Source organism: Shewanella atlantica, assembly GCF_003966265.1.
In the GTDB taxonomy this organism is placed as follows: Bacteria; Pseudomonadota; Gammaproteobacteria; order Enterobacterales; family Shewanellaceae; genus Shewanella; species Shewanella atlantica.
Genome location: NZ_RXNV01000001.1, coordinates 57,181 through 71,907, shown reverse-complemented (window position 1 = coordinate 71,907; position 14,727 = coordinate 57,181). Strand labels below are relative to the sequence as shown.

Annotated in this window: 11 protein-coding genes; 5 read left to right on the top strand and 6 right to left on the bottom strand. The window is 46.7% G+C overall.

Features of this window, described 5'->3' with window-relative positions; all coding sequences use genetic code 11:
- Nucleotides 1-10: 10 nt before the first annotated feature.
- The 3 genes from EKG39_RS00295 to EKG39_RS00290 all read left to right on the top strand — a co-directional run bounded on the left by EKG39_RS00295 (nucleotide 11) and on the right by EKG39_RS00290 (nucleotide 1,341).
- Entirely contained in the window at nucleotides 11-289 is a 279-nt protein-coding gene (locus tag EKG39_RS00295; RefSeq protein WP_185817495.1) for a tetrachloroethene dehalogenase, read from the top strand.
- A gap of 78 nt (nucleotides 290-367) precedes the next feature.
- Nucleotides 368-544 carry a hypothetical protein gene (locus tag EKG39_RS23290; RefSeq protein WP_185817494.1) on the top strand — a complete coding sequence of 59 codons (177 nt, stop codon included), beginning with the start codon at nucleotides 368-370 and terminating at the stop codon, nucleotides 542-544.
- 74 nt (nucleotides 545-618) lie between these two features.
- Nucleotides 619-1,341, top strand: coding sequence for a helix-turn-helix transcriptional regulator (locus EKG39_RS00290; RefSeq protein ID WP_126503137.1), 723 nt, complete (start codon nucleotides 619-621; stop codon nucleotides 1,339-1,341).
- A 163-nt stretch (nucleotides 1,342-1,504) separates the two neighbouring features.
- Here EKG39_RS00290 and EKG39_RS00285 read toward each other — a convergent pair whose 3' ends face one another.
- From EKG39_RS00285 to EKG39_RS23560, 5 genes are all read right to left on the bottom strand, one after another.
- Entirely contained in the window at nucleotides 1,505-3,901 is a 2,397-nt protein-coding gene (locus EKG39_RS00285; RefSeq protein WP_246028381.1) for a carbohydrate binding family 9 domain-containing protein, read from the bottom strand.
- A 298-nt stretch (nucleotides 3,902-4,199) separates the two neighbouring features.
- Nucleotides 4,200-7,394 carry an efflux RND transporter permease subunit gene (locus EKG39_RS00280; protein ID WP_126503135.1) on the bottom strand — a complete coding sequence of 1,065 codons (3,195 nt, stop codon included), beginning with the start codon at nucleotides 7,392-7,394 and terminating at the stop codon, nucleotides 4,200-4,202.
- Nucleotides 7,394-8,497: an efflux RND transporter periplasmic adaptor subunit gene (locus tag EKG39_RS00275; RefSeq protein ID WP_185817493.1), complete on the bottom strand. Its 1,104-nt coding sequence runs from the start codon at nucleotides 8,495-8,497 to the stop codon at nucleotides 7,394-7,396. Before EKG39_RS00275 ends, EKG39_RS00280 begins: the two co-directional genes overlap by 1 nt.
- A 427-nt stretch (nucleotides 8,498-8,924) precedes the next feature.
- The gene (locus tag EKG39_RS00270) at nucleotides 8,925-9,824 is read right to left on the bottom strand and encodes a LysR family transcriptional regulator (RefSeq protein WP_126503131.1); all 900 of its coding nucleotides are present in this window, start codon (nucleotides 9,822-9,824) and stop codon (nucleotides 8,925-8,927) included.
- A gap of 50 nt (nucleotides 9,825-9,874) precedes the next feature.
- Nucleotides 9,875-10,039: a hypothetical protein gene (locus EKG39_RS23560; protein ID WP_246028380.1), complete on the bottom strand. Its 165-nt coding sequence runs from the start codon at nucleotides 10,037-10,039 to the stop codon at nucleotides 9,875-9,877.
- Between EKG39_RS23560 and EKG39_RS23865 the strand changes: the two genes are divergently transcribed.
- Nucleotides 9,960-10,157, top strand: a complete 198-nt coding sequence (locus tag EKG39_RS23865) for a DUF2798 domain-containing protein (RefSeq protein ID WP_425470128.1) — start codon at nucleotides 9,960-9,962, stop codon at nucleotides 10,155-10,157. The two genes, EKG39_RS23560 and EKG39_RS23865, sit on opposite strands and share 80 nt — an antisense overlap.
- A 158-nt stretch (nucleotides 10,158-10,315) precedes the next feature.
- Here the strand turns inward: EKG39_RS23865 and cysZ are convergent, their stop codons facing one another.
- The gene (gene cysZ / locus EKG39_RS00260; RefSeq protein ID WP_126503127.1) at nucleotides 10,316-11,089 is read right to left on the bottom strand and encodes a sulfate transporter CysZ; all 774 of its coding nucleotides are present in this window, start codon (nucleotides 11,087-11,089) and stop codon (nucleotides 10,316-10,318) included.
- Between the two features lie 204 nt (nucleotides 11,090-11,293).
- On the opposite strand from cysZ, the gene EKG39_RS00255 reads away from it, so the two are divergent.
- Nucleotides 11,294-14,704, top strand: coding sequence for a chromosome segregation protein SMC (locus EKG39_RS00255; RefSeq protein ID WP_126503125.1), 3,411 nt, complete (start codon nucleotides 11,294-11,296; stop codon nucleotides 14,702-14,704).
- The last annotated feature ends 23 nt before the right edge of the window (nucleotides 14,705-14,727 follow it).

Below are 14,727 nucleotides of genomic sequence, written 5' to 3'. Positions count from 1 at the left end.
AAGAAAGCAAATGATGGGTTTAATGTGGTACTTGATGGGCATGGGTACGATGGCTGCCATATGGGCTTACGTCAGCCTGCTGGGTCGCTACCAACTCGATTGGAAAGCAAATTTGGGCTTATTCGCTGCGTTTGGTTTCGCCTGGATATGCATAGGTTGGTCCTGGGGCTCGTTTGCCGAGGGGGAGCCGCAATCGGGTGCAATGGGCTTGATCTCATTTGGCCTTCCGGCGCTGATATTACTGGTTATGAGCTGGCAGAAGTTTATTTTGCCAAATAAAAAAGCCTAGTGTTAAACGTTGGCGGCCATAAGCAACTTGGCCGCCTTAATGGGTAAAGCTAATCGACCGTTTTTAAAGAGGTATTTTATGACTAATCATCCTCTGATAGCACCAAAGCCGATGCCAGACCCTGAACAAGATACGGGTCGACGAGCTTCCGGGAAAGGTAATAGCAGTATCAAGCTGCTGATGGTCACCACGCTGCTTCTGATCTCGGTTATCGTAATCACAGGCCATGTTATTCGGCAGTTCTTGCTCGGCTAATTCTTTATACACAACGACTTTTTATCGCGTCGTCATCGATTCAGTTCATCACCATTCGCTGTTAAGGGGGGCTTATGCTTCAGGTATCACTGGAACATGGATTAACCGATCTGCTTAGACAAAGCCGGGATTATCTTGGCGTGGGTGATATCTGCTATTGCTACGATATCAACAGCCCGGATGACTGGCGCTGCCGCATAAAAGACGGCAGTAGAATGATGAAGCTGTTTGAAAAACGCAGGCAGCTATTTGCAAGTTCACCCAAGGCTCTCCGTTTATGGCGCAAGAAGGTAATCTACTATACCAAGATGACCGATGAGGTCTCCCGGCTATTTTCCCGGCCTGTCTATATCTGGCCCACAAGCAAGATGCCATCAAGGTTACAGCTTTTCATCGAACAATCCGGCGTGGTGAGCCTGGTGACTATCTCTGTACCTTGTCGTTTCTCCCCTAAGTTGTCGGGACGCTTTATGTTGTTGCTGGACAGCCGGGAACAACTTGAGGCGCTGCAGGAGCGGCTGGAGGATATTGAAAAACACCTGACGGAGCTGCAGATGAATATCGTCATCAACTATGGTGACAAGATTAATCCCTTAGTGGATTACAATATAGTGACCCCGGTTTCGGCCATGGTATTGAGTTATCTCGCGGCGGGGGAGGACAGGGAAGATGTGTCACAGAAGCTTAAGCTGACGATGCGGGGCGTTGACTATCACATCGGCCTGCTAAAACAGGTGTTGGGGGCAAGAACGATAGCCCAACTCATTTATAGAGCCGGGCAGTGCCGCTTAGTTTGAAGAAGAAACAGCCTTGAAACTTCCCGGCTATGTTCCGAAATCACACCGAAGCTATTCCGAAATTGCTGGGCGAAGCGTTATCGCCCAAGGCTGTTATATAGCTCATGGCTGTTTTATCGCTCAAGACAGTTTTTATCGCTCAAGGCTGCTTTATTGACAAGCGTTACAATAACCAGGCGTAACTTAACTTCATAAAGTAGGTCTGCTCGGTGCGGGTTAATGCATCGATCTCATCATCACGGTTTAAACCGTCTGAATAACCTAAGTAAAATACACTCTGGGGATTGAGTTTATATCCATACAGCACCTCATTGCCCAGTTGCTGCTCCTTTGCATCCGGTGAGCCATAGAGGTAGAGCGAGGGATCGCGCTCGATATGGGTGTAGATACTGGAGATGCGGATAAAGTTACGCAGATTAATATGCCAGTTCAGGCGCAGATCACTCAGGTTGGCGGTGAAGAGTCGACCATCATCGACATCAAGCGAACGGTAGATATGCGACACATCCAGCGATACCGAATCTGATAGCTTCCACTCAACTCCCGGATTAACGAACAGCTCTGTTCCCAACTGATCATTGGCAAAGTCTATGTTATCGCCGTAGCTGAGATCCAGATCCAGAGTCAGGGCTCTACTTGGGATGATCTTACTGTAACCCCAGCCTTTGGTTTCATCAAATAGCTGGGTATTGCCGTCGATGGCAAGCTGTGAGCTATCGTGCCGCCTGCCCACACGCTCTCTGGTCACGATCCCAAAAGCGGTGTAGCTTTGCATCGAACCTTCAAATTCGACTTTAGCTTCCAGCTCCTGCTCCAGCAGTTCTCCGGCCTGGTTATGGCTGATATCCCAATCGCCGCCCAGTTCGACGCGGCTAATCGATGAGTCCTGCGGGTACCAGGTATAGCCGCCACCGGCAACCAGCTTGTTGACGTCTACCTTACTGATAAAACCTAAATCGGCCCTGAAGTCATCACCCGCCGATTCATACTGAGTAAACGCATACCAGCTGCGGCGCTCATGTTTGTACTTGAGATGGTAAAAACTGTCTTGAAGTTCATCATCTCGCTTGGTGCGCAACACCCGCTCATTGATGCCACAGTCTGAGAGTTCACAGTTGCTGTCCGGCAGACAATCACTGCCCGAGCAGAACTCTCTGTAGAGCTCATCAGGATACTGGGTCGCAGAGAACACGTATTGCGCCGTGAAGGTGTCCTGAGGTGTAGGCTGATATTTAAGATCGCCGCTGGCGAGGTAGTTATGATATTGCTCGCTTCGCTTAGCCGTGACTAAGGTACCAATAGAGAGTTCATCATTGATATCGGCGCGATATCGGCCGGCAAGATTAATGCTCTCCTCATCGAGACTGGCGATATCCGAGCTTAGGTTACCCGGAACCAGAAAGTTGGTTTTGGTGTCATTGCTCGCCATCACCGCGAAGGTATGATTATCGACCTTGCTGGTGAGTTTCAGACCATAGTCGGGTGAGACGATATTTCTTGTATGTAGTAGCTGCAGCTGAGTGTCGAAATAGTCTTTATTATCCAGAAAGAAGGCGCGCTTCTCAGGGTAAAACAGCGCAAAGGTACTGTTGATATCCAGCTGCCCTGCATCGGCTTCAACCTGGGAAAAGTCTGGATTGATGGTGGCGCTGAGCAGGGTGCTGGGGGTGATACCCCAGCGAATATCCAATCCGGGTTCGACCGAGTTGTCATTGTCCCAATCAGCGCCGGGCTCTGCATCGCGCTGACTGTTTCGATTAAACACCAAAGAGGGGGTTAACTGCAGGTCCTGACTGGGCTTTAGGCCCTCAAGTCCCGTCGCCGTACCGAGCTGGCAGAGCTGGCAACTGTTATTTCTGTCTATCTGATGGGTCGATAACCTGCGGACCTGATCTCTGGGATAGAAGCGGATAAACTCGACTCCCCAGGTCTGCTGTGATAACTGGCTGTCGAAGTTAAACAGCCGCAGTGGCAGCTCTATCTCGACCTGATAACCTTGCGCTGTCTTGCGGGCACTGGTGTACCATATCCCATCCCAGGCGTCGCTTTCATCACCGGTGAGTTCATTTTCTATGGAGTCTGTCTGCACGCCGTAGGGGTTAACGAAGAATTGATAAGCCAGCCTGGAGTCATTGAAGGTATCGAGCTTAATCCCCACCAAATCGTCGCCCCAGGTATCGTCCCTGTCGTTGAGATTAGCGCGGATAATATCGTCATCGATGCTGGAATCGGGATCGCTGGCAACAAAAGAGATAAACAGGCTCTCACCGGTGGAGAAGATCTTAGCCGTTGTTCCTACAGGAGCGACGATATTCTCTCCCGGACTGGTCTCATATTTAAGCTCGGCTATGGCGGCGTTTTGCCACTGCACCTCATCGAGCTGGCCGTCGATAGTCGCACCGCCTTCGAGTGTTGGAATGCTGAGACTAAATTGATGACTACTGCCTGCAAAAGTGGAAAAAGAGGATAAAGTCGAGAGAGCGCCGATAGCGCTAGCCAGTAACAGGCTCGACAATTGTGTGGTAAAGGGTAGCTTGAATTTTATAGGGCTGAATTTCATTATACTGCTAAATTCTTATTGTTATTTTTGTGTGTGAATTGTGACAGAAAGGTAGTGCTGGTGGCGAGTCGAATTTGTTACAAATGTTATCTGCCTTCGGATTAAGGCTGTTTAATTTTAGCTGTCTAAAGGTATAGGTATTAATTTAGCACTAGCTTAAGATAAGCGCCGTGGATATGAGGGGGAAAGGGATATTCAGGCAAGTGCAAAATATTGAACCTATGTATTACTTATAACCATTAAACGTGCCAGCTGGAAATCATTAGTTAGTTAACACGTTTAATAGATTAAATAGTTGCTAGCTCGCAGTTGATGTTGAAATTCTATTGATTAATAAAGTGTCAGCTGTTTTTAGAGTTTCAATTACTGAAGCGTTTGATTTGGAGCTATATCGCACGTGCCAGCGTTCAGAAATAAGAAACAGTGCCGGGGCAAAAACGAGAATAGTCGCTATCGAGAAAAGCGTGCCGAAGCTAAGGCTTATGACCATTGGAATAAGGTATTGGGCTTGGGTTGATGTTTCAAACAGCATAGGTGCTAGCCCTACAGTGGTTGTAAGTGCTGTAATAACCACAGGCCTGAATCGGCTTATAGTACTGTTAATGATCGCCGTTTCAATATCGACTCTGCTACACAAGTGTTTTTTTATTTCCAAAAGAAGTACAAATGAACCGTTTAACACCAAACCTGATAAAGCGATCATGCCAAATAGGCTCATTACACTAAAACTATGGCTTAATATGATGTGTCCAAGCATGGCAGCCGCTAAACACAGAGGGATCACGCTCAGTATTAATATGGCATCAAGCATACTTTTGAAATATATGGCTAAGAATGAAAATACGATAAATAAGGCAAGTATAATGCCTGTCATTAGCTGAGCACTCACTTTTCTCTCTGTACGTGCACTGCCACCTAATTCTGCATTTACACCGGGGTATTTTTGCATTAAAGCAGGTAATATCGAGTCCGATATTTGGGTAGTGATCAAGGCTACATTTGCCTTGCTGCGAATAAAGCTTGCACTCACTTCTACCTGTTCGATACCGTCAATCCTGTCTATTCGACTGGCAGATAAAATAGGTATTATATCAGCAACTTGTTTGAGCAGTACTTGCTCGCCACTTGGTGACGTAATGAGTAGGTCTCCTAAGGCGTTAGCTTTAAATTGCTCATTACGGTGGCGCATGACCCGGATCTTTAACTCTTCGCTATTTTGAATCTGTCTGTTGACCTCTTCTCCATAAAAACTATTGCGAACCAGTTCACCCAAACTGTCACTGTTAAAGCCCATCATGCTGCCTCTTGGGGTGACGCTTAGGGTATATTCACGCTGAGCATCGATAAGGCCACTATCAATGTCGGTCACTCCCTCAATTTGCTGCAGCTTTTTCATCAGTTCAAATGTCGCCTGTTTTAGCATTTCACTGTCATTGGCTGCAAGCTCTATTGATAACTCTTTACCGCCACCGGGCCCAACTTCGTAATCGAAGAAAAGTGATTTAGTTCCGGCAAGCTCACCGATTTCACTGCGCCAGGTATCAACAAACTGCCTGGCTGTATAGCTACGTTGGGTATCTTCCACAATTTGGAAAGTGGTTGATGCTGAGTTGGCGTGAATTGACATCATTATGTGCTTATAGCTATTAGGTTCCCTGAGGCGGGCGAAAGCACGAATGCCTGCTGCTTCAATTAGTCCCATGGTACGTTTTTTATCAACCAATGCTGTGCCGGCAGGAAACTCGACTTCTGCATCGATACGCTGAGATTCAACCTTGGGAACAAAGCCTGAGTCGACCCTGCCTGAATTCACCCAACTAAAAGTGACAAGGGTGACTGAGACAAAGATAGCCAGAATGCTCCAGGGGTGGCGCAAACTTGTTCTAAGCATCTTATTGAAATGTATCTCCCTAAGTGATTCAAATGCGTTAAAACTTTTCTGTTGTATTTGCCCCAAGCGCCCCATTTTTCTGGGGTTCCCAAGTTGCTTCAGGTGATAAGGTAATATAAACAGGGCCTCGATTAAGGAGACGGTAAAGATTGCGAAGATCAGTAAAGTCATCGGTTTATACATTACACCTAATTCGCCCGGTACAAATAGCAGGGGGACAAAGGCAATAATATTTGTGGCGACAGAAAAGCACACTGGTACGGCCATCTCTGCTGCACCTTGCTTTAGTGCGGCTTCTATTGCGGTACCATCCTGAAATTTTTGATAGATATTTTCTGCCACAATCACTGCATCATCGACCAAGATCCCCAGGGTAATAATGAATGCAAACAGGGTGACCATATTAAGTGGAATGCTAAGCATCGGCATAAATGCGAGTGAGCCTATGATGGCAATTGGGATCCCAAGGCAAACCCAAAATGCTAATCGCATATCCAGAAAAAGAGACAGTGCGATAATGACCAAAATCATTCCGATTAAGCCGTTATTTAATAGCAGGTCAATACGGGTTTGAAAGGATTGTGCTTGGTCATCGAGCACCGTTAGGTTAGCGCCTACAGGCAGTGAACTTTGGTACTGCTTAATGAAATCTTGTATTGCACCACTGAGCTGTATCGGCTTGGAAGTGTCACTTTGGTAAACGACCAGCATGATCCCAGGTTGGCCATTTACTAGAAAAGGGGCCTCTTGCTGAGAAAAGCCATAACTAATATCGGCTATATCACCTAATTTGATCTCGGCACCATCAGATTTGGAATTAATAATGATATTACGAAAATGGGCAATTTGCTCTTTTCTACCCAGAGTGCGGATAAGAATATCACCAGCATTGGTACTGATACTGCCAGCCGAAATATCTGTCACCTCTGCTGCTATTCTCTGGGTGACTTCCGGTAAGGTTAATTGATATTGGTAGAGGCTATCTTGGGTTATTTCGATGATAACTTCAGTGTCTCTTACTCCTGCAAGCGCTATTCTTGCTATATCAAACTGGTTGAGGAGCTCGGTTTTAAGCCGTGTAGCTTCTTGTCTGAGTGCGGTCTCAGGTAAATTACCATACAGTCCGAATTCAACTAGTGAATCGAGCTCCTCTACTAAGGATATTTGCAGTGGTTCCATACTTGAGGGGAAGCTATTGATCGCGTCGAGATCGTTTTTTACCTCTGCGATAACGCTATTGGCGTTGACCCCGTCATTTAATGTAAGCACGAGCCTGGCCGATCCTTCTACTGCCGTGGCCGATATACGGTCTATGTTGGTATTTTCGGTGAGGCTATGCTCTATAGGCATTACTATGCCTTGCTCTATCTCTTTTGGTGTTGCTCCTGGGAAATTGGCTCTGATCTCAATTTCATCGACTTTGAACGATGGCGAAGTTTCCTGTTTTATGCTTGTAAAGGAGTAGACCCCTAATACCAGAATTGCGACGGTAAATAAATTTACCGCAATCGGATTATCTATCATCCAACCGATGAGGCGGTTGAAAATCGAGCCCGACTGCGTGTTTGTATCACAAGGGGAAGGGGCGGTAGACTTTTCCATCAGATAGCCTCCACAAGGTGAACATTTAGGTTAGCTTGTGGTGAGTGCATCTTATTGGTTATAAGCTGTTCATTGTCAGATAATACATTGTGGATCACAGCAGTTGATTCATCTTGAAATAGAATACTGACGGGCTTTTTTTTGAGAGTCTTATTGGCACTCACCAGCCATATATGATCGCTATCTATTGCAGACAGTGGCACCCTAAGCGTATTAGCTATTGGAGGAAACAAGAGTTGTGCTTCTACGAAGTCGCCGATAATGAGCGAGCTAGGATCACCCGGGGAAGGAGTATATTCGGCGAATACTTTTTGAAGGTGTATTTTGTTATCCAGCATTGGAAATATATGACTGATGTGTGCGTTAACAGCCCGCTTGGTGTCGGGTTGATAGAGTGAGACTTTCTGGCCGACTTGTACATCAGAGGCGAGCTCCCTAGGTAAATAAATTGGGACTCTGAGTTGGTTGAGCTCTACAAGTTTTGCAATCTCATCGCCTTTTATCAGGTAGTCTCCTTGGGAGACCTGTTTTGATTCAACAAAATAGTGCTTATCACTTAACCATTGAGCGCGGCTGAGTTCCTTTTTTGCAATATCCAGTGCATTATGAGCAATATCGAGTTGAGCTTTTGCCTGACTCAATTGAGGTTTTCGCAGGAGTAGTTCCAGATCTAATTGCCACTCATTTTCTTCAAAGTCTTTCAACATCATTTGGTAGTCTTTTTCTGCGATGCGCTGCTCACCTAACTCTAAAGCTAGCCTAGCCGTAGCAATTTCTACTTCAGCTTGTCGCTGTGCTAATACGGCCTGTAAATCTGACGTATCTTGTTGAAAGATATTTTCACCTACACCTAACCGTCCACCTTGGATGACATTTCTTGCAAGGTAGGTAAGTTGGCCGTCAACCTGAGCTGTCAGTGTCAGAGTGTTTTTCGCAATCACAGTGCCGTAAGCTTTATAACTTGGCGTAAACATTTGCTCATCGACCTGCATGGTATTGACATTAATGGCTTGCCTTGCATCAGGTCTTACTGCAGGGGTTGGGGCTGTTGCATGGATGATGAAAGAGACCATGGAGGCGATAGAGATAAGAACAACTGGCATGAAATTTTGTCTGTTATTATGAAATAATTTACCCCTTTTCAGTAGGTTATTGGCGTTTGCGTTACAGTTGCTTGTCATCGGTTTTTACCTGTCATCTTCATTAATTCTTGTTCTTGGAGAATCCAGCACATGGGGAAAGTGGTAGATTTCCATCTATTGGTGACGAGGTTAACCTGTGGGTTGTGAAATGAATGTCGAAAACGTTCCCGTGAGGTAAAGCTCCTCACGTGATGGCTTGCAGTGCCTTTAACAAAGCTGGGTAGGGAGAGGTTATTGTGTGTGGAACAATTGTTGAGTCTTGGGTTCTGTATCTATGAGAGTGCGACCTGAAGTATAGATAAACCTAGCAGGCTTTCTTTACACTTCATGAATAATAGAGAAAGCCTTGGGGGGGGCTTATCGAGATATCCCTGTATGGCTGCTTGTTTCATTTTTTGTGTCGATGGTTCCAGCCCTCGTTCTCTTCAAGCAAGGCATTAATCAGCACGCGAACGGCGTTGGGTTGGTACTTTCTAGCTTTGTAAACCAGAAATGATTGACGATCACTTCGATGGTACTCAGGGAGTAACTGCACTAAGTTTGATGCTTCTTTAGCATGTTTGTGAGGCAATGAAGCGACACCTAAACCACGGCTTACAGCATCGACTACAGCCCGCATATCGTTTACTACCAGCCTGGGTTTAATATAATGTTCTTCGCACAGTTGACCATTGTGGAAAAAAGGTAATTTGTTTTTTTTATCTATGGCAACCCAATCGAGTGCCACTAAGTCAGATGGCGTGGAGATCTTACCACATTGTTCAGCATATTCTTGACTGGCAAAGAAACCATGTTTTGAGGTGAATATCGGCCTCGCGATCATCTCATCCATACTTTCTATGTCGAAAGTTATGAGTAAATCACGATCCGTTTCAGGTCTTGCCTGATCGTCGTTCAATATCAGATCGAGTTGAACTTTGGGATAAGCCTTAAGGTATTTGTCGATAGTCGTTGCAACAAAGGAGTGATAAAAGCTATGTGGAATGGATAACTTAACGCGACCAAACACCTGGCTGGTTTGCTCGTTAAGACTTTCAATACCTGATTCAAGCATCTCAATACCACTACTGAGGCTTTCGAAAGCAAGTTTACCTACCTCAGTTGGTGCTAATTCCCGCCCATCTTTTTCCAGCAATCTTAAGCCGAGTCGAGTTTCCAATGCTGTAAGACGTCTGGAAACTGTTGATTTTGGTAAGTTCAGTACCTCAGCTGCTTTCTGAAGTGAGCCTTGCTCAACCACCTTACAGAATAAATATAGATCGTCGATACTTCCAAATATGGAACTCATGGTTCAATTCTTCTGCATTGTTTGCATTTATGATTATGTTTACACTTTTCCTATCTTGATTCAATAGGTGATATGAGTATGGGGAAGAAAGAGTTTTGGTTAACAACTTTTCTGTCATCCTTAACGATGGCGACTATGATGTCCGGATTGATATCCGGGTATAAAATGGGGTTTAGTGCAGAGTGGCCACCCGTTTGGGCGCATAGCTTTGTCATTGCCTGGCCATTTGCGCTGTGTCTTAATTTAACTGTTCTTCCACAGATCCGAACTTTTACAGCATGGTTATGTAGGCCGGGGGAACAAATCTTAGCTAAGGACAATGACCTGGGGTAGATAGTCGCTGTGACAATCATTGAACCTAGCTAAATTGTTATTGATAGTCAGGTCTGACTAAACGGCAACGCCGAACGCTGCATCGTAGAAGCCTGAATTAGTATCGCCTGCTAGCTGAATCTGCCTGATGGAACCAATAACAAGGTCAGCCGCAGACGTTACTCCGGCGCGATCTCCGGGTGCTTGTATGCTTCTCGGTATTTATCTACCCACATGGCCGTGGCGCCGCAAATGGCGACCGGCATGACGATAAAGTTAACTATCGGAATCATCGAAAACAGGGTGACAGAGGCGCCGAAGGTAAAGCTGGTGCCTTTGGTCTGATTGAGGGCAAACTTCATGTCAGAGAAGGGCACCTTGTGGTTATCGAAGGGGTAATCACAATATTGAATGGCCATCATCCAGGCGCTGAATAGGAACCAGATAACCGGGGCTGCGGTTTGACCCAGCAGTGGGACCCAGAACAGGATAAGACAGATGATGGCTCTGGGCAGATAGTATTTAAGCTTTTTCCATTCCCGGCCGAATATCCGTGGCAGATCTTTTATCAGGTCGGCGGTGGTGCCGGTGTTGAGGTCCTTGCCCGTCAGGTATTGCTCCACTTTTTCGGCGAGCAGGCCGTTAAAGGGGGCGGCTATCCAGTTCATCACCGAGCTGAAGATAAACGACAGCACCACCAACAATGTGATGACGGCTAATGGCCATAGGATGAAGTTGAGCCAACTCAGGTAATCGGGGAGCTGGGCCGAAATCCATCCGAAGGCATTTTCCAGCTGGCCGATGGCGAAATAGATAACGCCGGAGAACAGCAGCAGGTTCACCATCAATGGAATAAACACAAAACTTCTCAGCCCTTTGCGTTTTATCAGGCTAAATCCGAAGAGAAAGTAGTCCATCCCACTCTTACGGGATGTTTTAGCTGTTTGATTCATAAGTAGACACGTCTATATTAGGCATAAGAAAAAACTATCTGAATTGTGTTCCACTCGGTTTCCGATGACAAGAGATATATAAAACAATGGGGAATAAAAACGTTACAAAATACTGCCCGCTTTGGTAAAGTAGCCCCAGAAAATCAACTCTAAATAAGCTCTGTTCGGCAAAATGCATTTGCTGAAAACGACCTAACTGGCACCATGAGACTCAAACAGATAAAACTTGCTGGATTTAAGTCGTTTGTCGATTCAACTAAGATCCCTTTTCTTAACCCGCTAAGCGCGATCATTGGTCCCAATGGTTGTGGTAAATCTAATGTCATCGATGCCGTGCGTTGGGTGCTGGGTGAAAGCTCGGCTAAACATCTGCGTGGCGACTCCATGGCCGATGTTATCTTCAACGGCTCCAGTGCCCGAAGACCCGTATCGGTCGCCGGTGTCGAGCTCTTTTTTGAGAACCAGAATGGTCGCCTTACCGGGCAATATGCCAGCTATCAGGAGATCTCGGTTAAGCGTCAGGTGACGCGTGATGGCGACTCCTCCTATTTTCTCAACGGTCAGAAGTGCCGCCGCAAAGATATTACCGATCTCTTTATGGGGACGGGCCTGGGGCCTCGAAGCTACGCGATTATCGAGCAGGGGACCATCTCTCGTCTTATTGAGTCTAAACCTCAGGAGCTGAGAGTATTTATCGAGGAGGCGGCAGGGATCTCCCGCTATAAAGAGCGGCGGCGGGAGACCGAAAACCGGATCCGTCACACCAGAGAGAACCTGGAGAGACTGGGCGATATTCGCACCGAGTTAGGGCGTCAGTTGGAGAAGTTGGCTGAGCAGGCAAGCGCGGCCAAGCAATATCGCGAGTTGAAACAATCTGAGCGAACACTGGACTCTGAGCTTTCTGTCAGTCGTTATATCGAGTTAACCAATCAAACCGAAAAGTTAACCCTGGAGGTTAACAAGCTTGAACTGAATAAGGCCGAGCTTGATGCAGAAAAAGAAAAGTGTGAACTAACGCTAACCCAGTTGAGTGTGCAACTGGTGGAATTAGAGTGTGAAGAGCAGAAGCGGGTAGAAGATTTTTACCAATGCGGTAACCAGATAGGAAAACTCGAGCAAGATCTCAAGCACAGGCAGCAGCAGGACGCCCATATCGATCAACGTATCTCGGCGATCGTGACTAAACTCGATAACCATAATGCCCAATTGAGGTCGGACGAGACCTTAAAGGGTGCCTTGAGCTTAGAGTTTGAAAATCAAACTCCCTTAGTCGACAGTCTGGCCTCATCATCGAATGATTTAACGGCTCGTCTCAATGAGCTCGAAGGCGAAGGGGAGCGGCTTTCAACATCTTTAAACCTGCACAAAGAGCAGGTCTCGGGTTATCGGTTAGAGCATGAGGTTTCACGCTCAAAGCTGAATCACCTTGAGGTGATGGTTGAGCAGAAGAAGCAGCAGATAGAAGACAACCGAAAACAGAGCGCAGAAGTTGAAGCCGAGCAATTTGGTCAAGACCATCAGGTGCAGGCATCAAAACTCGAGGAGTTGGTGACCGAGGCGGATCTTCAGCAAGAGATCAATGAAGAGTCAGAATTGAGACTCACCTCGGCGACCCAAGAACAAGCTAAACTCAGAGCCAAACAGGAAGCCCTGAATCAGTCTCTCGCCGAAGAGAAGGGCCGTTTAGCCCTGGTTGCTAAGCTACTGCCGGATGAGACCGAACTCGAGGGCGAAAAAGCCCTGTGGCAGCTACTCGAAGTGAAACCCGGTTGGGAGAAAGCCGTCGAACTTCTGTTTGATGGACTGCTTAAGACTCCGGCCGGCGTCGAAGCGGGCCGTGAAGGGTTTAGCCCATGGGAGCAGCAAACCTGGTCGGTTGTCAGCTGCAGTGCCAATCTATCACCTTGGCTATCTAATGTTCTGTGGGCGGAGAGTATCGATGCCGCTAAGCCAATGCTCTCAGCGTTAGGTGATAATGAGCGTATCGCCACCGCCGACGGTTACCTGCTGGGCAAAGGATTTGTGATTAGAAAGGGGACGGATTCAGGTTCTCTGGTGCAGTTAAAGCGGGAGCAGGATGCACTTGAGTTAAGTATTACCGATTCCGAGGCCCTGTTGAGCGACCTGTTATCACATAGCCATGAGCTACACGCCACTATTGAACCTTTGAAGTTGTCGCTGCAATCGGGTAATGAACATCTGCAGCAATTGAGGCTAACCATTGCGGGTTTAAGTTCGCAGATAAGTGCCGCGAAACATAGGGCGCAGGAGTGTGAGGCGAGAAGTCAGCGACTGAAGCTTGAGTGTCAGCAATATAAACGGGATCTCGACGAGCTGTTTAGCACCCAAACGACCCTCAGTAAAAAAGTGGAAGCCGGTTTGGCTCAGCTGCAGGCGGCAGAAACTGAACAAAACCATTCAGTACTGCAACTTCAGCTGAAAGCCGAACAGATAAAAGCGTTAAAAGAGCAGGGTGCTTCGCAGCAGTCAAAACTCAATGAGTCAAACTCTGTGATGCAGGCATTAAAGACTAAAATCGCCCTCAACGCCCAGTCTATCAGTCAACAACAAGCCCGTATCGAAGAGCTGACTTCAGCCAAGCAGGCACTTGAAAACCAGTTGGCGAAGCAAGATGCTGACAATGAAGATGGACAACTTAGTGCGTTAAATGAACAGCTTGCAAAAGCCTTGGCGAAGCAGGAACTGCAGCAGACCGAGCTGTCGACACTGCGTCAAGAGCAAACCCGGCTGCAAGAAGCGAGTGATAGCGCAGGATTAACGAAAAAACAACAGCTTGGCAAGATAGAACACTTGACTCAGTCTATCAGCACGTTAAAGTTACGTCGCGAAGGTTTAAAAGGTCAGGCAGACAGCCAATTGATGCAGCTTAATGAGCAAGAGATTAAGCTCGATGAAGTTAAACTGTCTTTAGATATGAATAAGAGTTCGCAGGCCCGCCAAAGAGAGTTAGAGCGAATACGTGCCCGTATTACTCACCTTGGGGCGATCAACTTAGCCGCTATCGAGGAATATGAGCAGCAAAGTGAGCGAAAGTCATATTTAGATAGCCAGGATGCGGATCTCACTTCTGCACTGACCAGCCTCGAAGAGGCGATTCGTAAGATAGACAGAGAGACAAAGAGTCGTTTTAAAGAGACCTTTGATAAAGTGAACCAGGACTTAGGTGTACTCTTTCCAAAAGTATTTGGCGGAGGCAGTGCACATCTGGCGTTGACCCATGATGACTTACTCGAGACCGGAGTGACGATTATGGCGAGGCCACCGGGTAAAAAGAATAGCACTATTCATCTTCTTTCCGGTGGAGAAAAAGCGTTAACCGCTTTATCATTGGTATTTGCGATTTTCAGACTGAATCCTGCGCCTTTTTGTATGTTGGATGAGGTCGATGCACCTTTAGATGATGCTAACGTCGACAGATTCTGTCGGCTGGTCAAAGAGATGTCTCAAAGTGTGCAATTTATATATATCAGTCATAACAAGATCACCATGGAATTGGCTGACCAACTGATAGGAGTCACTATGCATGAGCCGGGTGTTTCACGCATAGTTGCTGTAGATATTGATGAAGCGGTGGCACTAGCCGACGCTGTTTAACCATAGGAAAGACAGGGTAACCA

What these genes read in the sequence shown, in the direction of transcription:
- EKG39_RS00285 (WP_246028381.1), bottom strand. Translation starts at nt 3,901, where the DNA reads ATGAAATTCAGCCCTATAAAATTCAAGCTACCCTTTACCACACAATTG.
- cysZ (WP_126503127.1), bottom strand. Translation starts at nt 11,089, where the DNA reads ATGAATCAAACAGCTAAAACATCCCGTAAGAGTGGGATGGACTACTTT.
- EKG39_RS00275 (WP_185817493.1), bottom strand. Translation starts at nt 8,497, where the DNA reads ATGCCAGTTGTTCTTATCTCTATCGCCTCCATGGTCTCTTTCATCATC.
- EKG39_RS00270 (WP_126503131.1), bottom strand. Translation starts at nt 9,824, where the DNA reads ATGAGTTCCATATTTGGAAGTATCGACGATCTATATTTATTCTGTAAG.
- EKG39_RS23865 (WP_425470128.1), top strand. Translation starts at nt 9,960, where the DNA reads ATGATGTCCGGATTGATATCCGGGTATAAAATGGGGTTTAGTGCAGAG.
- EKG39_RS00290 (WP_126503137.1), top strand. Translation starts at nt 619, where the DNA reads ATGCTTCAGGTATCACTGGAACATGGATTAACCGATCTGCTTAGACAA.
- EKG39_RS00255 (WP_126503125.1), top strand. Translation starts at nt 11,294, where the DNA reads ATGAGACTCAAACAGATAAAACTTGCTGGATTTAAGTCGTTTGTCGAT.
- EKG39_RS23560 (WP_246028380.1), bottom strand. Translation starts at nt 10,039, where the DNA reads ATGACAAAGCTATGCGCCCAAACGGGTGGCCACTCTGCACTAAACCCC.
- EKG39_RS00280 (WP_126503135.1), bottom strand. Translation starts at nt 7,394, where the DNA reads ATGGAAAAGTCTACCGCCCCTTCCCCTTGTGATACAAACACGCAGTCG.
- EKG39_RS23290 (WP_185817494.1), top strand. Translation starts at nt 368, where the DNA reads ATGACTAATCATCCTCTGATAGCACCAAAGCCGATGCCAGACCCTGAA.
- EKG39_RS00295 (WP_185817495.1), top strand. Translation starts at nt 11, where the DNA reads ATGATGGGTTTAATGTGGTACTTGATGGGCATGGGTACGATGGCTGCC.